This is a genomic window from Streptomyces sp. NBC_00310 (assembly GCF_036208085.1).
Lineage (GTDB): Bacteria > Actinomycetota > Actinomycetes > Streptomycetales > Streptomycetaceae > Streptomyces.
This window is the reverse complement of the sequence record NZ_CP130714.1, coordinates 2,925,381-2,944,247: the sequence shown is the minus strand read 5'-3', so window position 1 is coordinate 2,944,247 and position 18,867 is coordinate 2,925,381. Positions and strand designations below refer to the sequence as shown.

Sequence of the window (18,867 nt, the reverse complement as noted above, 5' to 3'; positions counted from 1 at the left end):
GTGCGCATCGTCGTCACGAACTGCAACACGACGCAGGGAATGACCGAGGAGATCGTCCGAGGTGCCCGGGCCGCCGCAGGCCCGGGCACCACCGTGACCGGACTGACCCCCGCCTGGGGGCCCGAGTCCGCGGAGGGCTGGCTCGACAGCTACCTGTCCGCCGCCGCCGTCCTCGACACCCTGCGGACCTACGAGGAGCCGTACGACGCCGTCGTCATGGCCGGGTTCGGCGAGCACGGGCGCGAGGGCGCGCGCGAACTGGTGGACGTCCCCGTCGTCGACATCACCGAGGCCGCCGCCCACCTCGCCTGTCTGCTCGGACGGCGCTACGGCGTCGTCACCACGCTCGCACGCTCCTGCGGGCAGATCGAGGACAGCCTGGACGCCGCCGGTGTCGGCCGCAACTGCGCGGCGATCGTCGGCACCGGGCTCGGTGTCCTCGACCTCGCCGACGCCGACCGCACCACCCGCGCCTTCCTCACCGCCGGGCAACGGGCCCGGGACGCCGGGGCCGAGGTGCTGATCCTGGGGTGCGCCGGGATGACCGGGCTGCAGCGGACGGTGGGGGAGAAGCTGGGGGTGCCGGTCGTCGACGGGGTGGGGGCGGCCGTGAAACTCGCCGAGTCCCTGGTGTCGCTGGGGCTGACCACCAGCCGGGCGGGGGGTTACGCGAAGCCGTTGCCCAAGAGGAGGAGCTGGGGGGCCGGGGGATCGGGTGCGTGGGGGATAGAGGGGACGGAGGCGCCGTAAGGGGTGGTGCCTCCTTGTCGTCGGCGTCGGCGTCGGCGTCGGTGTCAGCGTCGGTGTCGGCGTCGGCGTCGGCGTCGGCGTCGGCGTCGGCGTCAGCGTCGGTGTCGGCGGCTTGCGGCTGCGGGCTCGCGGTGGCTGGGGCGCGGTTCCCGGGCCCCTTACGGAACCGGGGACTCCGGGACCACCGCTGTCGCCGTGATCTCCACCAGCTGGCCCGTGTAGCCGAGGCAGGCCACGCCGAGCAGGGTCGACGAGTGGGGGCCGATGCTGAGGCCGGAGGCCTCCACGACGTCCCAGACGGCGGACAGGACAGCCGGCTCGCTGCTCACGACGTATACGTCCGTGTAGGCGACATGCGCGAAGTCGCTGCCCACCGCCCGCAGCTGCTCCCCGAGATTGGCCAGCACCTGCTCGGCCTGCCGTACCGGATCGCCCTCCCCGACCAGCTTCCCGTCGGCGTCCAGCGGGACGGAACCGGCGAGGAAGGCGAGCTTCGTCCCGGCCTCGACGACGGACGCGTGCGCGTAGACGGGTGGCGTGAAAAGGCTGGGGACCGTGGTGCGCTGGATCATGATTGCTCCCGGTAGAAGGACAACCTGTCGATCATGCGGGTTCTCCGCTCCGACCGCATCCGAGATTCGGGGCGGCGCACCACGCCGCACGCGCCGAGAACGATCCCACTGGAACGTCCGCTTCACCGGAGAGGCGGACCCACTCCTTGATCACGCGCTTGCCTCCATCGAGCCTCATTCGGCGATCCCGGCGTTGTTCACCAGCACCGACGCCGGGCCCAGATCCCGTTCCACCTCTGCCACCGTCCGCTGCCAGCCGTCCTCGCCGGTGACGTCCAGGGGCAGGTAGCGCGATCGCCCGCCGAGCTCCGCCGCCAGTTCCGCCCCCTCGGCGTCACGGACGTCGGCGACCATAGACCGCAGTTCGGACGGCCCCGAGGGATGCGCACGGGACCACGGGCGTGGGCGGACACATGCGGCCACCGTCTGACGCTCGAAAGGAGGTCCCGCCTCCCTCCTCGTCGGCCACCAGGTCCGCGCACGGCGTGACGGTACGGTGGGGAACGCGAACGGCGACGACGAGCAAGGGGGGCCGGTGTGCCCGGAGTTGACCGCACCGGGGGCCGGGAAAGCGACGGCGGCGGACCAGGAGGGGCGATGAGCACGGGTGGCGAAGCGGTGCCCTCCGACAGGACGCTCATCGGCTGGACGCCCTCGGCCGAGGACGGTCCCGGCCGGGAGTTCTCCGGCCCCGCGTTCCTCGATCACGTGGCCGACCGCCTCGCCGGCCTCCCCACTGTCCGCGCCGTCGCCCTCGGCGGTTCCCGGGCGGAGGGTACGGACGGCCCGGACAGTGACTGGGACCTGGCGGTCTACTACCGAGGCCCGTTCGACCCGGCGGATCTGCGAGCTGTCGGCTGGGAGGGCGAGGTCTCCGAGATCGGCGGCTGGGGCGGTGGCGTCTTCAACGGCGGCGCCTGGCTGACCGTCGACGACCGCCGGGTCGACGTCCACTACCGCGATCTGGACGTCGTCGAACGGGAGTTGGCCGAGGCCGAGGAAGGGCGCTTCCACGTGGAGCCCCTCCTCTTCCACCTCGCCGGCATCCCCAGCTACCTCCTCGTGGCCGAGCCGGCCATCAACCAAGTCCTGCGTGGCGACCTGCCCCGCCCGGCCGCCTACCCGGAGAAGCTCCGTACGGCCGCCGCCGAACGCTGGCACGGCACCGCCCACGCGACCCTCGCGTACGCGAAGGCCAACCACGCCCCGAAGGGCCGCCTCACCGAGGTCGCCGGCGCCATCGTGCCGACGAGCTGATCGCCATCCACAAGGCCCGTTACGCGATCCTGGCGGACCGGGAGTCGGAGATGTGGTTCGAGGCGGAGGGGCGCCAGCTGGCGAAGGACTCGTACGCGTTCGGTCACGGCCAGACCAAGGAGCACTACGAGCAGTACATGGCCTTCGAGAACAAGGAGCGCACCGAGCCTCCCGAGGGCTACACCGCCCCTTCTACAAGGCCAAGCGCCAAGAGGAAATGCGTACCGCGCACGCCCACTTCGAGAAGCGGCTGAACGACGCGATCGCCAAGGGCGAGTGGACCCCGCCGCCCTCCCGCGACGAACTGTCGGCTTGAACGCGAGCGCCCCGCACCGGATTCGACCGGCGCGGGGCGCTTTGGCGTGCTGGTCAGACCTGGGCGGCGTACGAGGCGAAGTCGTTCCACGCGGTGGGGGAGAGGGCCAGTTGCGGGCCGCGCTTCTCCTTGGAGTCCCGGACTCGGACCACCTCGGCGGCGCCCGAGCCCTGCCAGGAGACGGCCACTTCGACGCAGCTGTCGCCCTCGGAGCCGCTGTAGCTGCTCTTGAACCAGGCCAGTTCGGACATGCTCATAGCGCTCCTCGCATTCGCTTCAGCAGGCCCAAGGAGTCCGCCGGAGTGAGAGCCTGCGAGCGCAGTTTCGCATACCGCTGGTGGAGGACGCTGATCTCCTTCCGGTCAGTGATGAGGCGGCCGTTCTTCTGCCCTTCCGAGTACCCGAACCACTCGTTCTCCGGCGTCTCCAGCAGCTGAAGCGGGCCATCCAGGCCCGCATGCACCGGCTGGCGCGACGGCATGATCTGCAACTCCACGTTCGAGTGCCGCTCCACCACCTCCGACAGATGGTCGAACAACTCCCGCGTCACCGCCTCCCCGCCCGTGTGCCGCTCCAACACCGCCTGCTCCACGATGAAGGTGAACCCCGCCGGCGGCTTCCTCCGCGTGGACAGAAGCTCCTGCCGCGCCAACCGCGCGGCGATCCGCTCCTCCATCTCCTCGTCAGTCGGACGTGGCGGCACACTCAGCGACACGGCCCGCGCATACGCCTCCGTCTGCAACAGCCCCGGAACCACCCGGCATTCGTACGTGTAGAGGCTGATCGCGTCCGCCTCCAGCTTTGCCCACTGCCGGAACCAGCTCGCCAGCCCCGGCTGCCGGGACAGATGCTTTGCGGCCGCGCGCAGTGCCCCGAACGCGTCCAGTACCTCCTCCGCCCGCGTCACGAACTCCGGTTGCGGGAAACGCCTCCCCTGCTCGATCGAGGCCACGGTCTGCACCGAGTACCGCACCCGCTCCGCCAGCTCCTCCTGGGTCAGACCGGCCCGCTTGCGGAACGCCCTGAGCACCGCCCCGAACGTCTTCAAGCTGTCCGACGTCTCCGGCTCACCCCCACCCGGAGGCCCCCCGGCCACCGACCCCGCCCCACCGACGCCGCCCGTCCCGCCCGAGCCGTCCGCCATACCAGCCCACCTTCCGCGCACCTGCCCCGCCGCACACTCCGAACCCGCCCATGGTCACGCGCAGTCATGGACACTGTCCACTCTTCGTACTCGTACGCTGACCCAGAGTACGAGTCGCTGACCTGGTGAACGGTTCTGCCCAGAGGTCAGGTTGGGCCCCATGACGCCACCTCCGCCACCCTCCACGCACCAACCCCCGGTTACCGTACGTGTGTTCACCCAACGCTTCAGCTCGACCCCACTGGGCGCCCGCCTCGCCCGGCACCTCAGCCTCGTCCAGCTGCACATCTGGGACATCCCGCACGGCAGCTCACTCTCCGACACCGCCGCCGTGATCGTCGCCGAGCTGGCAGCCAACGCCGTGACCCACGGCCGCGTGCCGGGCCGCGACTTCGAACTCCGCCTCGCGCACGCCCCGGACCGCTTCCTCCACATCGAGGTGTCCGACACCCGCACCGAATGTCGACCGCCCCACCCCGAGGACCTCGGGTGTCCGGCGGCGCTGGACACGTCCGGGCGTGGACTCGTCCTCGTCGACGCGCTCGCCGACCGCTGGGAGGTGGTCGACCGGGTCGCGCGCGGAGCGGTCCTCCTCGGCAAGACGATCCGGGCCGAACTGGACCTGGCCCGAGACTGACGGTCGGCTTCGCGCCGCTCCGCACTTCCGCCGGGCCCGGTGGGTGGGTCGGCACGCAGTCCTCGTGCGCCGACAGGGCGGCGAACCGAACCGGGCCACAGGGATGCGAGCAGGCAAGCCGGTGCGGCGGGCACGGGCCCTCCGGTGATCACTGGGAGTGGAGAGCTCGGAGAGCTCCACGATCACTCGGGCCCGTGCCCGTCCCGTATCCGGCGCCGCCCTTCGCCGATCGGCGTCAGCGGCGTCAGCTGTGTCAGCTATGTCAGTAGTGCTCTTCGCGGTAGACGCCGTCGGTGTCGACGCCACCGCTCCACTCGCCGAAGCTCGTGTTCGCCAGCTCCATGTTGACGACGAAGGAACCGGCCGCCGCGAGGGTGATCCGGAACGGGGCGTCGTCATCGTCGGGCAGGTTGTTCACGGCCAGCAGCGGGAACTCCGCGGAGGCCAGTGCCCGCTCGTCGGCGATGAGGACGAGCGTGCTGTCGGGCCAGTCCTCGTCATCGCGCCCGATCCGTGCCTGGATCTGATCCGCCGTGAAGCCCGCGTAGGCGCGGTTGTCGATGACGGTGACCGAGTCGTAGTGCTCGGAGCCCTCTTCGAGGGCCTGGAGCAGGCGTGCCCACGCGTCCGGCCGCTCGAAGGACGTCCGTACCAGGAGCGGACCGGCGGCCTCCTCGATCGTCGAGGAAGGAGGCTCGGTCGCGGCCCCCGTACGTGCGCCGGGGATGACCTGGATGAGGAAGCGGGGCCTCTTGTCGTCCGCCGAGCGGTCACTGGCGTGGACGCGGACCAGGTAGGGGCCGGCTCCCGCGGTGGCGAGGTTCTCCTTGCGCAATGGCTCGTATCCGCTGTCGCACAGGGCGAGGAAGCCGGTCGTGGAGGTCACGGTGATCTCCTCGACCTCGTCCCAGCCGCTCTCCGCTCCCGGGTCCACTCCGGCGTAGAGGGTGACGATGGGGTTCTCCAGGGCGCTCCCGGCGTCGATGTGCAGCCAGTCCTTCTCGGCGGCCAGGAACCCGCGTCCGCGCGGCGGCTTGCCGGCGTCGGGGTCCATGACGGCCAGGTCGCCCCACTCCTTCAACTTGAGCGGCCGGGTGCGGCCGTCGAGGAGCGGCCAGTTGGAACGCTGCATGGAGAACCCCCATCGTGCTTGCTGTGCCCGCCGGTGACGTCTCGGAAGGGTAGACGGGCGCGCGGGAAGGCGCGTTGCGGCGCCTTACTGGATGTGGACGTAGTAGGCGTCGCCGTTGAGGACGCGCTGGTTCTTGTAGAAGCCGCCGAGGCGGGCGCCGGCGCTGCGGTTGTCACCGGCGGAGATGATGCGGGCGCTGCCGCGGGCCGGGTTGCCGCCCTCCTTGCTGGCGGCGAACGGGTACTCGTCGCAGTCGTACTTCTTGGGGTCGGGGTTGTGCACCTTCCCGCACATGGCCTTGCGGTGGGCGTTGATGGTCTTCGCGCTGGTGATGCGGTGCAGCGGGGTGGAGGCGCCCGGGTGACCGGATATCTTGCGCTGGGCGTCGAGAATGTGGGTGGCGGACTCGTTCACCTTCGCGTCGCTGCGGGAGAGGGTGAAGACGGGGGCCGCGGACGGGAAGACGCAGCCGGGGTTCTTGGTGCGCTTCGTCGGGCCCCAGAACGTGTCGTCGCAGCGGTACTTGGCGGACTTGTAGGTGAAGCCGCCCATCGTGTAGCCGGGCTTGGAGAAGGTGAAGCGGTAGGAGGCCGGACTGGCCAGCTGCTTCTTCTTCGCCACCCGGGCGGCGTAGCCGACGGTTCCCTTGCGGGCCGGGCCGAGGGTGGACCCCTGCGGGAACTTGACGGCGGTCTTGACGCCCTTGCCGCCGCCGACAGAAACGTTCATGCGGATGCCGCCGGCGTTGACGAGCTTGGCCTTGCCGACGGTGAAGCTCTCCGCCCACTTCAGCTTGCTGGTCTTCAGCGTCATCGAGTGCTTGATGTCGAAGGAGGCGGAGCCGACCGGCTTGCCGTTCCTGAGCACGTCGACGCGGGCGTCGACGAACAGGCACATGCTGGTGCGGGTGACGGTGATGGTGTTGATCTTGCAGCTCGCGGCGGCGGCCGTGTCGACGTAGACGGTCCTGACGGCCGGGGCCTGGGCGGCGGTGATGTCGTACGTCGCCGGTGCGGCCTGCGCGGTCGCGGCGCTGAGGCCGGTGAGGAGGAGCGTGCCGACAGAGGCACCGATGACGACTTGTCTGGGCCCGCTGATGCGCATGAGTGTGTGTCCCCTCGTTGGTGGAAGAACGGCGCCACGTGGGGGGCGCCGTCCCGAGGTGAACACGCTATTTGCCGCAACTGCCCTTTTTCTATTGGCACTTGGGACACTGCCCGGTGGGGCGGGTAGGGCCGTCGGGGCGGGCTGCCGGAGGCTCTCCGGTACCCGTTCGGCCTGGCGGCCACCGAGGCGTTGGCGGTGGACCTGTTCGGCCGACCTGTCGCACGTCGTCCTCGCCGAAGCGCGGGGTAGTGTTGCCGCATCCGCGGCGACACGAGCGCGGCATCGACAGGCGAGGGCGACGAGGAGACATGACAGGGCTGGAGGACGACGCGGCCGACCCACGCGGGCCGCTCTTCGAGAGTCCCGTCGAGATCCGTGCGAACGGACGGCCGACCGGCGTCGAACTGGAACTGCCCGCCGACGAGCCCGACCGGGTGACGATGCCGCTCGACCCGAAGGGCATGGCATCTAATCCCTGACCGTGCCGGTCGGGGCGCTGCTGTCCAGGCTCCAGGAGAAGGAGGTCGACCTCGCGCCGGCACCCCCGCGCCGACTCCGCGCTCCTTCTCGACCAAGCCGCCGCCTGGATGGGCGAGTTGTGCCCCGGCGTGAACATCGAGGCCGCCCCCATCGAGGGCACCGACACCGTCCGTCTCTCCTACGGCTTCGGCGACGCCCTCACCGCCATCCGGCGTCGCCGCCCCACCAGCGTCGGCTTCGCCCGACGTACGCCCTGCCCATCGTCGTCGCCTGCCTCACCGCCCAGCCGGGCGGGCTGGTCCTCCTGGAGAACCCGGAGGCGCATCTGCACCCGCACGGGCAGACCAAGATGGCCGAACTCGCCGCTTCCGCGGCCGCCCAGGGTGCGCAGTTGGTCGTCGAGACACACAGCGACCACGTCCTCAACGGCATCCGTCTCGCCGTCAAGCGGGGCCCGCTGACGTCCGAGCAGGCCGTCGTGCACTTCTTCCGCAGCACCAACGGCTCGGGCGTCGAGGTGATCACGCCCCACATCGAACGGCAGCAGCAGAAGGATGACCGCGGCGGGCTCGGAAACATCCACGTGGAGTCCGGGTCCGGGGCCTTCCTGCGCTACCGCTACCGGCACATCGTGGTCGACGAGGCCCAGGACCTGAGCGCCGCCCACTGGAAGATGCTGCGCGCGATGGTTCCGGCGACACCCACCAGCGGATCTACGACAACCAGGTCACCCTCGGCAGCCTCGGCATCAACATCCGCGGCAGGTCGGCCCGGCTCACCCTCAGTTACCGGACGACCTGGGAGATCCTCCGATCCGCCATGGGAGTCCTGGACGGCGTCGACTACGACGATCTCGACGGCGACCAGGACACGCTGGGCGGGTATCGCTCCGTTCTCCACGGTCTCCGTCGTCCAACGCTGCACGAGGCCGACAGTTGGGACGAGGCCGACAGCTGGGACGAGGAACTCGACCTCGTCATCGAGCAGTTGAGGACATGGACCGACGTCCCTCGGGAGTCCGTGGCCATCTGTGTACCGACGAACCAGATGGTCGCCGACGTCATACAGCGGCTGGGGCGGAGAGGCATCGTCTCGACGGAGATCACCCGAGACGGGCCGAGGAGCGACGAGGGTGTGCACGTCGGCACGATGTACCGCTTCAAAGGCCTCGAGTACCGCTGCATGATCATCGCGGGCGTCGCGGAAGGGCTGGTGCCGAGGTCGTCGGTGGACGTGTGGGAGCGCACCGACCCGCTGCGCCACCGGCGGGAGTTGCAGCGTGCTCGCTCGCTGCTGTTCGTGGCCGCCACCCGGGCCCGGGACGCCCTGGCGATCTCCTGGAACGGGGAACCGAGCCGTTTCCTGAAGCCGTTGCGGGCCACGGACCGAAAAACCTGAGCCCCGGCCCGGCTTGGAGGGCGACCCACGAGAAACCCGGCTGCGCTCCGTCGTGGCCGGTCAGGTACGAGAGCGTGACCGCTGATCCGGATCTCGGACCGGTGTCCATCCGTCGCCCGGGTCGAGTGCCGTCGACTCTTCTTCCGTTGCGTTCATAAAGAACGTGGCCTCTGCAAGGATCGTCACATCGCGGTAATACGAGCGTTCCATATCCTCCAGATCCGGGAACTACGGTGGAGAACACGAACACCTGATGCCAGCAGCCGGCGCACAGCCGGCGCATCAACTGCCGCCGCTGGTACCACCAACGCCCCGGCCGCCGTCGCCCGAAGGCACACCCCCGCCCTCACCCGACGACAGGAGCCCCGTGTCCCGCCCCGCTGCCCTCGTCCTGCCTCCCTGGCTCGCTCATACTCTGCGTGCGCAACGGGGACCGGTGCCCTGGAACGCGGTGCTGCGAGGGGCGTTGGCCGCTGGACCGCTGCTGCTCGCGGCCGTGCTGCTGGGGCGGCCCACCGTCGGGGTCCTCGCCGCGCTCGGCGCCATGCTCGCCGGGATCAACGACCGGCCCGGAAGCCGGCGCGTCGCCGTGCAGCGGCTCGGGGTGCCCGCGCTCGCGGGAGCCGTGGGGCTGCTCGCCGGGACGTACACCGGGCAGTACGCCGGTGCCGTCGTCCTCACCCTGCTGCTCACCGCGCTCGGGCTGCTCGCCGGCGGTATGACCGCGGTCGGGCCCGTGTCGTCCGGAGCGGGTACGCAACTGCTGGTCGCCTCCGCGATCGGGGCCGGGATGCCGTTGCCCGAGCCGGGGTGGGAGCGGGCGCTCGCCTATCTCGCCGGCGCCGGGTGGCTGCTCGTGCTGCGCCTCGCCCTGCCCACGCCCGCGGTCCTCACCGCCGGCGACTACCGCTTCGACGGGGAACGGGACGCCGTCGCCGCCGTGTACGACGCGATCGCCGGGCTGCTGGACGCCGTGGGCACCCCGGACGCGATCGCCCGGCGGTCCGCGCTGACCGCAGCCCTCGACCATGCCCAGGACGCGCTCGCCGGGCCTCGGCTGCGGCGGTACGCCAGTTCGTCGTCCGAGCGGCGGCTGCACGCCCAGTACGCCGCCGCGCTGCCGCTCGCCGAGGCGGCGACCGCGCTGGCCTGGGCCGGGGACGCCGTCGTCGGCCGGGCCTCCGAAGGGCCCCGGCGGCTCGCCGCCGCCGTGCGCGGCAACACCGCCACCGGGCCGCTGCCCGCTCCCTCCCGCTCCGCGCCCGCGCTGCGCGCCCTCGACGACGCGCTCCTGCGCGCCGCCGAGGCCTTCGACCGGGGCGGCGACGCACACGACCTGCACACCCGCCGCCGTACCCTCGGATCGCTCGTACGGCTCGGCCTCGGGTCCGGCGGACGTGAGTACGGGCTGCGGGTCGCCCTGTCGTTCGGGGCCAGCGCGGCCGTGGCCCAGGTGCTGCACCACCAGCACTGGTACTGGCTGCCCGCGACCGCCGTCTTCCTGGTCAAGCCCGACCTGGGGCCGCTCGTGTCCCGGGTGCTGTGCCGGGCCGCGGGGACCGTCCTGGGCGCCGTGCTCTTCGCCGGGTTCGCCGCCGTGCTGCCCCGGCCGGAAGGGCTCATCGCGCTGGTCGCGGTCAGCGGGGCGCTGATACCCGTCGCCACGCGGCACTTCGCCGCCCAGACCGCCGTCGTCACCGTCCTCGTCCTCGCCCTCGTCATGGTCGGCGGCGACCCCCAGGCCTCCTGGAGCCGTATCGCCGAGACACTCCTGGCCTGCGCCATCGTCCTGATCGTCGGCCACCTGCCGATGCCGAAGGGCCAGCGCGGCGGCGGCGTACGCGCCCGGCTCACCGAAGCGGGAACGGCGGCGCACGCCTACCTCGCCCACGTCCTGAACGAGTCGCGCGCGCCGGGCGGGACCGCAAGGCTGGAGGGGGTCTCCATGACGAACGGGCCCGCAGAGGCGGACAGGGCTGCCGGACCGGATGGGGCTGCTAGGTCTGATGGGGCTGCCGGGTCTGATGGGGCTGCCAGGCCGGGTGGGGCTGCCGGACCGGATGGGGTCGCTGGGTCGGATGGGGCTGCCGGGCCGGATGGGATGGCAGGGGCGAGCGGTGCTGTCAGGTCGAGGGGGACCGCCAGGTCGGATGCGGGAGCCGGGCCGAACGGAGCCGCCGGGCGGAAGGGAGGCTCCCTGTCGAGCGGCCCGTTCCGGCTGAGCGGCTACCCCCGGCGGAGCGGCGATTCCGGGCCGAGAGGAACGGCCCGGTCGAGCGCCACGCACCGGTCGAGCGGGCCGTCCGTGCCGAGCGAGCCCTCCTGGACGGGCGGCGCGTCCGCGCGGACTGGTACATCCGGGCAGACTGGCGCGTCCCCGCAGTGCGGTACATCCGCGCAGACGGGCGCATCCGCGCAGGCGGGTGGGTCCGCGCAGACCGGCGCATCCGCTCAGACGGGCGCATCCACGCCGACCGGTGTGTCCACGCCCAACGGCGTGACCGTGTCCGTCGGGGCCGCCCTGCCGGGGGAGACAGATGACAGGGCCGCCCGCTGGACCCTGCGCCGCGAGGCGTACCGCACACTCGCCCGGGCCCGCGCCGCGATCGCCCTCTCCGAAGCCGAACTGCCCGCTCTGGCCCGGCACACCGAAGGCACCGACGAGGTCGCCGCCGTCCTCGAACGACTGGTCGACACCACAACCGCCTGCGCCGTGCACCTCGACGACACCGGACGGCTCAGCCGCCACCACACCGAGCGGATCACCGCACTCCTCGACGAACTCGCGCTCCACCAGAGGCACGCGGGCATCAGCCTCCCCGACGCACCGGACGTGGCCGACGTACTGCCGAGGCAGGGCCTCAGCGCCTGAGCCCGTGGGCGTGGTCCCGTGGGCGTGAGCCCGTGGGCGTGGTCCCGCGGGCGTGGTCCCGCGGGCGTGAGCCTGCGCGCCTGAGCCTGCGCGCCTGGGCCTGCGCGCCTGGGCCTGCGCGCCTGGGCCTGCGCGCCTGGGCCTGCGCGCCTGGGCCCGCGCGCCTGAGTCCGCGCGCAGGCAACCCCGCGTGAGCCCGCGCGCCGGGGCGGTGGGGCGCGCCGGGCGCGGCCGGATCCCACCCCCTCGCCCCCCGGATGCCCGATTCGCTCCTCTCCCCAGCGCGCCACGGTCGTACCGTGACGGCATGACGCCGCCTCCGTCCTCGTCCCCCTCCTCCTCGACCTCGTCGCCGTCGCCGTCTCCCGCCGATCTCGTCATCACCGGCTGCACCGCCCTCGTCCACGACGAACACGAGGGCATCGCCTTCGTCGAGGACGCCGCGATCGTCGTACGGGAGGGGGTGATCGCAAGCATCGGGCCGGCGGAGGAGACGGCCCCCGTGGCCACCGGGGAACGGATCGACGCGCGCGGCCAGGTCGCCATGCCGGGGCTGATCAACTGCCATACGCACGCGCCCATGGTGGCGCTGCGCGGCATCGCGGAGGATGTGCCGGCGCAGGAGTGGTTCAACGACGTCATCTGGCCCGTCGAGTCCAATCTGACGGCGAAGGACGTGGCGTTGGGGGCCCGGCTGGCCTGCGCGGAGATGATCCGGGGTGGCGTGACCTGCTTCGCCGACCACTACTTCTCGATGGACATGGTCGCCGCGGTGGTCGAGGAGACCGGTATGCGGGCGCATCTGGGGGAGGCGTTCTTCTCCTCACAAGGGCGCGAAGGCAGGGAGAGGTCCCTGGAGTTCGCGCTACGGCGCCGGGGCGCGGCCGGCGGTCGTATCACCACCGCACTCGCCCCGCACGCCCCCTACACCGTCGAGGACGCCGACCTCGCCGCGACCGCCGACCTCGCCCGCGAGCACGGCCTCCCGGTGCATCTGCATGCCGCGGAGAGCCGCGACCAGACCGACAACAGCCTCGCCCGGCACGGCGTCACGCCCATCGAGGTCCTGGAACGCACGGGGCTGCTCGGCGTCGACGCGGGTGTGCTCATCGCGCACGGCACCGGGATCGTCGAGCGCGACCTACCGGTCCTGGAGCGGGCGACCGGGCCGGTGGCCGTCGCGACCGCGCCCCGCGGCTACCTGAAGTTCGCCTGGCCCACGACCCCGGTGCGGGCCCTGCGCCGTATCGGCGTCCCCGTCGGGCTCGCCACGGACGGGGCCGCCTCCAACAACTCCCTCGACGTGTGGGAGGCCATGGCCCTCACCGCGCTGGTGCAGAAGTCCACCGAGGGCGATCCGCGCTGGCTGACCTCCCGCCAGGCCCTGCACCACGCCACCCTGCAGAGCGCCCGGGCCGTCGGGCTGGGAGAGCGGATCGGCAGCCTCGCCCCCGGCCGGCGCGCCGACATCGTCCTCGTCGACCTCACCGGCCCGCACACCCAGCCGGTGCACGACCTCGCCGCCACGCTCGTGCACAGCGCCCGCTCCTCCGACGTACGCACCACGATCGTCGACGGCCGGGTCCTGATGCGCGACCGCGAGCTGCTCACCGTCGACGTGCCCGGGACGGTACGGGAACTGACAAGCCGCCTGGCCGCCCTCACCGACCGCAGCCACGGCGGCCGTATCCAGGACTACGACGAGCCGCCCCAGTGAGGGAAAGCCGCCCAGTGAGCGAAAAAGGTCCGCCTCCAGGAACCGCCGCCAAGGAGTGGGCCCTCACGCCGCCAACTGATCGTGCAGCTCCTCGTGTTCGCCCCGGAGGGGGACGCGGGATCACGCGACTGGGCGGCCTTCCTCGACGAGATGGGGCACCTGGCTCATCTGCGGGCGCGGGGCGCCGAGTTCGCCGTCGTGTCGCGGGCGCCGTACACACGAATTCTCCCCTTCGGGGCGCGCATGGGATCGCCGGTGCCCTGGTACTCGTCGTACGGCAACACTTTCAACCATCACTTCGACGTCGTGGAGCGGTCGGGCGTCGGCCTGGAGGGGCTCGGCTCCACGGCCGGACTGCCGGCCCTCACGGCGTCGGGGGCGGTGGGCGGCGACCGGAACAGGCACCACGACAAGTATGAGGAGTGACAAATAGTGCAAGTGTTGGCACTTAGGGTCACCGGAATGTGTGATTTCTGAGAGGTACCTCACGATCCGCCGTTGACCTCGTGTCAACTACGTCTCAGTACCGTCACTTCGCGAGCCGTTCACCCCATGGTTGGCGTTTAAATCTACGAGCTGACTAGCCGCGGGCTACGGGCTCACGGGTGCAGCGCGACATGGAGGTGCAGGGTGAACGGGCGAACGGTGCTGGGGCGCTTTCCCGCCGGTGGGCCGCGCGGCTCGTGGCCGGCCGAGGAGTTGGCGCACGCGGCCCGCCTCGAGGGGCAGCAGGCCGAGGTCGTGATGGACATCGCGACGGACATGTTCCTGGTCATCGTGCGCGGCGCCGAGGCCGCCGCGACCGCGTCGGCCTGACTCACCCCGCCTTCGGCGCGGGCACCTTCGCGGCGGAGGCCTGCCCTGTCGTCGGCACCTTCGCCGCGAACTGCTCCGCCTGGAGCGAATAGAGCTCCGCGTACACCCCGCCCGTGGCCAGCAGTTCGTCCGGGGTGCCGGACTCCACGAGGCGGCCCTGGTCGAGGACGTGCACGAGGTCGGCATGACGGACCGACGCGAGCCGGTGGGTGATCAGGACGACCGTCTGACCGGTGCCCGCCAGGGCGCGGATCTTCTCGAAGACCTCCAGCTCGGCGCGGGCGTCCAGGGCCGCCGTCGGCTCGTCCACGATCAGGATGCGTCCGCGCCGGTACGCGGCCCGCGCGATCCCGAGCCGCTGCCACTGGCCGCCCGACAGCTCGTGCCCGCCACTGAACCCCCTGGCCAGAAGCGTGTCGAGGCCGCGCGGCAGGTCGTCCATCACATCCTGCGCCCCCGCCTCCGCGACGGACGTGGCGAGACGCTCCTCGGTCAGTGGCGCCGAGGGGCGGCCGATCGCCATGTTGACGCGGGCGGTGAAGGGCCACCGCTTGAAGTCCTGCGCGACCATCGCGATGCGCTCGGCCAGCTGCCGCCGGTCGGCGCTCGCCGCGTCCACACCGTCCCACATGATCTTGCCCTGGTCCGGGGTGTACAGCCCGGCCAACAGCTTGACCAGGGTCGTCTTGCCCGAGCCGTTCTCACCGACGAGCGCCACGATCTTGCCCAGCGGCACGGTCAGGGTGACGTCGCTGAGCGCGGGCCGGCCCGCCTTCCCCGGATAGGCGAAGGTCACGTTCTCCACCCGGATCTCTTGCGGGTCCCCGGGCAGCGGATCACCGCCTTCCGGGATCGCACGCTTGGCGGCCTCCACGTACAGCCGCTGCATGTCGCCCACGAAGAGGGCCTCCTCGTGGAGGGAGTTCACCTCCAGGACCAACGTGTCCAGGCTCGACGAGCCGGTACGGATCGCGATGACGGCCGTACCCGCCACGGACAGCGCCATGGCGCCGCCGAGCAGCAGACCACCCAGCGTCGCGTACGTCGCCACCGTGGCCAGCCCGGTCCAGACGGCCGCGTACAGGCCCGTACGGGCCGCCAGCCGGGCCAGGCGCGCCTGCTCCGCCTCCGCCGTCTCCGACATACGGCGGAAGTGGCGCAGCAGGAACGGGCCGACGCCGTGCACCCGGATCTCCGGGGCCGCCTCCGGCTCGATCAGCAGGGAGCCGATCAGATAGCCCGCGCGCGCGTGCTGCACCCAGGCGTGGAAGGAGGTGTAGCGGCGGCGGGCGATCGTCAGCGCGCTCCAGGCGCTCGGCAGGGTCATCGTGACGAGGAGCGGGAGGAGGGCGGGGTGCAACACGGTCAGCACACCGGCCGCCGCGATCAGCGAGATCAGCGCGTTCACCACACGCGCCGCGTAGGTGATCATCCGGCGGGCCGACTGGGCGCCGTACTTCGCGGTGTCCAGCAGCTTGTGGAAGCCGTCGTCCTCGATCGCGGACAGCTCCACGGCCGCCGCCCGCTCCAGATACAGCTCGGTCGCGACCCGCTCCACCTTGGGCTCCAGCCGGCCCGTGGCGAACGTCGACGCGGCGCGCAGCAGGGTGGACACCAGCATCACGGCGGCGATGGTGACGAGCGCGGGGCCGGCTCCGCGCAACCGCTCCTCGACCGTGCCGTCCGCCATCAGCCGGCCCAGGATCGTGTTCACCGCGAGCAGGCTCACCGCCTGGGCGAGGCCGCGGCCCGTCTCGGCGGCCAGCACGGTCCGGGCGGCCCGCCGGTCCGCCTGCCAGGCCAGCCGGAAGCTCGACGCGAGCAGCGACGGCAGCCGCCGCACCATCGCGCGGAAGTTCAGCTCCAGGAACGCGTTGGCATGCTGCGACCAGCCCATGTCGTACCGCAGCGGCCCCCCGAACAGCAGCAGCTCCGACTCCGACGTCTCCGGCTTGCCCTCGTCACGCGCCTTCCCCACCCATGGCCTCCCCCGAGTCGTCGCCGACAGGCCACTATTCCGGCGCACCCCACCCCCCACCAGGGCGCACGACAACCCCGCCCCCACCCGCCCGGAGCACGCGGGGCGCGAAGAGGCAGCGGGAAGTACGCCGCGGCGCCCCTGTGACGGGCCGAAGGCCCCGTCGTAGGGGCGCGGGGAACTGCGCGACCGGCCCCCACGCGCCCGCGGCCGCGAAACAACGGAACGTCCCCGAAGCCGACGGGGATCCAGGGCGCAGCCCCTGACAAGACGCCCCCAGCCGGAAGCGGAGCTCTACGCGGTCATCGTCCGGGACCAGGACGGCGTGGTCCCGGTGGCCCGGCACAACGCCAGATACAGCGGTATCGGCGGCGTATAGGGAATGGCCCCCTCCGGCCGCAGGATCAGCCCGGGTACGGCCGAACCGTCGGAGACCAGCGCTCCGGTGGTGTAGCGCACCGGCGCCGGCCACTCCAGCGCGTAGTCGGAGTCGGCCGGCACGATCCACCACCAGTGCGCCCGGTCGGCGTAGACGCAGCCCACCCGGGGCAGTCGGGGCAGGACCATCGGCCCGAAGCGGGCCGGGACGGCGACCGCGTCGCACCCCATGGGCGCGGTCATGCCGTCGGGCAGGGGAATGGGGCGGGGCGGCGCGGCGGGACGCTGGGCGCGGCGCAGTCGGGTCAGGGTGTCGAGGCTCACCACGCGGGCCACTCTGCCCCCACCGGGAGGCCGAGCGGGACCGATCGACCCGCTCACACCCATTCGGCCCCCGTCCGCCGTCCGACTTCCGGCCGGACTTCGACTTCCGTACGGCGTTCGGCACCCGCACGGTGGCCGGCCACCGCACGGCCGTCGGCGCCCCTGCGGGCTTCGGCGGCTCTACAGGCCTCGGCGCCCGGCGAACGGAACGCCTCCGCCTCGCCGTCCCGGTCCTGCGAGGGCGGCTTCTTCGCGCCCCAGCCCAGATCGGACCGAGCCGCCGTGTCCCTATCCCTATCCCTGTCCCTGCCGGCGCCCGCTGCCATGTCCACCACTACCTCGGCCGGAACGGTGGCGGTGAGGAGCCCACGTGGCACATCCGCCCACACCAGAAGCCCCAGACCGACCGGCTGCGCCCCCCAGGAACGACAGAGGGACTCTATGAGGAGCAGCCCTCGCCCGTGTTCCTCCTCGGGCCGCTGCGGCGAGGGGTGCGGCTCGCCCGGAGCGCAGCCCTCGTCCCGTACCGCTATGCGTACCAGGTCGTCGCCGTCGTGCAACTCGCAGACGATCTGGGTGCTCGCGGTGTGCACGATCGCGTTGGTCACCAGCTCGGACACGACCAGGGCGGCCGTGTCGCAGGTGTCCTCGCAGAGGGCCCAGCCGGTGAGCTGGGTACGGGTCACGCGCCGGGCCTGGGCCACGGCACCCGGGTGCGCGGCCAGCTCGAATCGAAACCGGCGCTCGGCGATTGTCTCGGGGCGCGCCCCGGCGGCCGGACCGGGACCGACACGGTCTCCGGCGGCGTCTGTTCCTAACGGCGCAGGGGGCGGAATCACGCTTGCCACTATCGCCCCGCCGTGAACACTTGGCAAGTGTCACTCTGAAAATTGCAGAGTGCCGTATGACTCTCTGAACGGTCATGGCACACTGCACGCAACAGCACGTGTAGCGGCGCCAGTTGGAAATCCCTCGCACATCGTCCGTATGCACGCACAGTGTTCGTTTGTGTACACGGACCTGCGTGGCGCGCGAGGCCTCCGAACGGCGCCGCAAGGCTGTCCGGACCGGACAGGCCGGGAATCGCCGCAGGTCAGCGCAGAGTCAGAGGGGAGAGAAGCGAGATGAGCGAGCCGCGGTCCGCGCCGACGGTCGGCCAGGTCGTGCTCGGCCGGCGTCTGCTGGACCTGCGCGAGCGCGCGGGCATCAGGCGCGAGGACGCCGCGCGCATCCTGCACGTCGCCGCCGCCACGGTCCGCCGCATGGAGATGGCCGAGGTCGCCCTCAAGATTCCCTACCTCCAACTCCTGCTGAAGGCGTACGGGGTCGGGGACGAGGAGGCCGAGACCTTCGTCCGGCTCGCCGAGGAGGCCAACAAACCCGGCTGGTGGCAGCGCTACCACGACATCCTGCCGGGCTGGTTCTCCATGTACGTCAGCCTGGAGGGCGCGGCCGCCCTGATCCGTGGCTACGACCCCCACTTCGTCCCCGGACTGCTGCAGACCGAGGACTACGCGCGTGCCGTCATGACCTCGGGCGCCATCGGCCAGACCAAGCCCGAGGACATCGAGCGCCATGTCGCGCTGCGCATGCAACGGCAGGAACTGCTCACCCGTAAGGACGCGCCCCGGCTGTGGTGCGTGATGGACGAGACCGCCCTGCGCCGCTCCGTCGGGGGGCCGGCGGTCATGCGCGCCCAGATCGACCGGCTGCTGGAGGTCATGGAGCTGATCCATGTGACGCTCCAGGTCGCCCCGTTCGACACAGGACCGCACCCGGGCACGTACGGGCCGTTCGTCCTGTTCCGTTTCGCCATGCCCGAACTTCCGGACATGGTCTACAGCGAGTACCTGACCGGCGCCGTCTACCTGGACGACCGCTCCGAGGTGGCGACCCACCTCGAGGTCATGGACCGCATGGCGGCGCAGGCCGCCACGGCACAACGCACGAAGGAGATCCTCCGGGATCTCCGCAAGGAGCTCTGAAGAC

At 71.7% G+C, this 18,867-nt stretch carries 16 protein-coding genes and 4 pseudogenes; 11 read left to right on the top strand and 9 right to left on the bottom strand.

Annotation, left to right across the window (positions count from 1 at the left end; all coding sequences use genetic code 11):
- Positions 1-750: an aspartate/glutamate racemase family protein gene (locus tag OG202_RS12990; protein ID WP_328222769.1), complete on the top strand. Its 750-nt coding sequence runs from the start codon at positions 1-3 to the stop codon at positions 748-750.
- Between the two features lie 158 nt (positions 751-908).
- Here the strand turns inward: OG202_RS12990 and OG202_RS12985 are convergent, their stop codons facing one another.
- A complete protein-coding gene (locus tag OG202_RS12985; RefSeq protein WP_328222768.1) occupies positions 909-1,322 on the bottom strand; it encodes a RidA family protein in 414 nt (137 codons plus the stop codon).
- A 174-nt stretch (positions 1,323-1,496) separates the two neighbouring features.
- Positions 1,497-1,676 (bottom strand): SDR family NAD(P)-dependent oxidoreductase, encoded by a 180-nt coding sequence (locus OG202_RS12980; protein ID WP_328222767.1) that lies wholly within the window; start codon positions 1,674-1,676, stop codon positions 1,497-1,499.
- Positions 1,677-1,961: 285 nt separating this feature from the next.
- On the opposite strand from OG202_RS12980, the pseudogene OG202_RS12975 reads away from it, so the two are divergent.
- A pseudogene (locus tag OG202_RS12975) lies at positions 1,962-2,564 on the top strand (nucleotidyltransferase domain-containing protein); the annotation flags it as partial.
- Between the two features lie 384 nt (positions 2,565-2,948).
- Here the strand turns inward: OG202_RS12975 and OG202_RS12970 are convergent.
- Entirely contained in the window at positions 2,949-3,152 is a 204-nt protein-coding gene (locus OG202_RS12970) for a DUF397 domain-containing protein (RefSeq protein WP_326583560.1), read from the bottom strand.
- The gene (locus tag OG202_RS12965; RefSeq protein WP_328222766.1) at positions 3,149-4,039 is read right to left on the bottom strand and encodes a helix-turn-helix domain-containing protein; all 891 of its coding nucleotides are present in this window, start codon (positions 4,037-4,039) and stop codon (positions 3,149-3,151) included. Before OG202_RS12965 ends, OG202_RS12970 begins: the two co-directional genes overlap by 4 nt.
- 160 nt (positions 4,040-4,199) lie before the next feature.
- Between OG202_RS12965 and OG202_RS12960 the strand changes: the two genes are divergently transcribed.
- A complete protein-coding gene (locus OG202_RS12960; RefSeq protein ID WP_327730235.1) occupies positions 4,200-4,676 on the top strand; it encodes an ATP-binding protein in 477 nt (158 codons plus the stop codon).
- A 262-nt stretch (positions 4,677-4,938) separates the two neighbouring features.
- Here the strand turns inward: OG202_RS12960 and OG202_RS12955 are convergent, their stop codons facing one another.
- On the bottom strand, positions 4,939-5,808 hold the full coding sequence (locus OG202_RS12955) for a DUF6924 domain-containing protein (RefSeq protein ID WP_328222765.1): 870 nt from the start codon (positions 5,806-5,808) through the stop codon (positions 4,939-4,941).
- 84 nt (positions 5,809-5,892) lie between these two features.
- Complete coding sequence (locus tag OG202_RS12950) at positions 5,893-6,912, bottom strand: NucA/NucB deoxyribonuclease domain-containing protein (RefSeq protein ID WP_328222764.1); 1,020 nt, start codon at positions 6,910-6,912, stop codon at positions 5,893-5,895.
- 311 nt (positions 6,913-7,223) lie between these two features.
- Between OG202_RS12950 and OG202_RS12945 the strand changes: the two genes are divergently transcribed.
- From OG202_RS12945 to OG202_RS12915, 7 genes and pseudogenes are all read left to right on the top strand, one after another.
- Positions 7,224-7,394: a hypothetical protein gene (locus OG202_RS12945; protein ID WP_328222763.1), complete on the top strand. Its 171-nt coding sequence runs from the start codon at positions 7,224-7,226 to the stop codon at positions 7,392-7,394.
- A 2-nt stretch (positions 7,395-7,396) separates the two neighbouring features.
- A pseudogene (locus tag OG202_RS46485) lies at positions 7,397-7,762 on the top strand (hypothetical protein); the annotation flags it as partial.
- A 177-nt stretch (positions 7,763-7,939) separates the two neighbouring features.
- Positions 7,940-8,793 (top strand): annotated as a pseudogene (locus OG202_RS46480) (3'-5' exonuclease); the annotation flags it as partial.
- A 466-nt stretch (positions 8,794-9,259) separates the two neighbouring features.
- Positions 9,260-11,665: an FUSC family protein gene (locus OG202_RS12930; RefSeq protein ID WP_443052241.1), complete on the top strand. Its 2,406-nt coding sequence runs from the start codon at positions 9,260-9,262 to the stop codon at positions 11,663-11,665.
- A gap of 307 nt (positions 11,666-11,972) precedes the next feature.
- The gene (locus OG202_RS12925) at positions 11,973-13,382 is read left to right on the top strand and encodes an amidohydrolase (protein WP_328222759.1); all 1,410 of its coding nucleotides are present in this window, start codon (positions 11,973-11,975) and stop codon (positions 13,380-13,382) included.
- Positions 13,383-13,448: 66 nt separating this feature from the next.
- Positions 13,449-13,808: pseudogene (locus tag OG202_RS12920) on the top strand (DUF899 family protein); the annotation flags it as partial.
- Positions 13,809-14,012: 204 nt separating this feature from the next.
- Positions 14,013-14,198, top strand: a complete 186-nt coding sequence (locus OG202_RS12915) for a hypothetical protein (RefSeq protein ID WP_086800852.1) — start codon at positions 14,013-14,015, stop codon at positions 14,196-14,198.
- 1 nt (position 14,199) lies between these two features.
- Here OG202_RS12915 and OG202_RS12910 read toward each other — a convergent pair whose 3' ends face one another.
- The 3 genes from OG202_RS12910 to OG202_RS12900 form a co-directional block, all read right to left on the bottom strand.
- On the bottom strand, positions 14,200-16,176 hold the full coding sequence (locus OG202_RS12910; RefSeq protein WP_327730241.1) for an ABC transporter ATP-binding protein: 1,977 nt from the start codon (positions 16,174-16,176) through the stop codon (positions 14,200-14,202).
- Between the two features lie 294 nt (positions 16,177-16,470).
- The gene (locus OG202_RS12905) at positions 16,471-16,941 is read right to left on the bottom strand and encodes a hypothetical protein (protein ID WP_326583567.1); all 471 of its coding nucleotides are present in this window, start codon (positions 16,939-16,941) and stop codon (positions 16,471-16,473) included.
- Entirely contained in the window at positions 16,932-17,717 is a 786-nt protein-coding gene (locus OG202_RS12900) for an ATP-binding protein (RefSeq protein WP_328222758.1), read from the bottom strand. Before OG202_RS12900 ends, OG202_RS12905 begins: the two co-directional genes overlap by 10 nt.
- 285 nt (positions 17,718-18,002) lie before the next feature.
- Between OG202_RS12900 and OG202_RS12895 the strand changes: the two genes are divergently transcribed.
- Positions 18,003-18,863 (top strand): helix-turn-helix domain-containing protein, encoded by an 861-nt coding sequence (locus tag OG202_RS12895; RefSeq protein WP_327730243.1) that lies wholly within the window; start codon positions 18,003-18,005, stop codon positions 18,861-18,863.
- Positions 18,864-18,867: the final 4 nt, after the last annotated feature.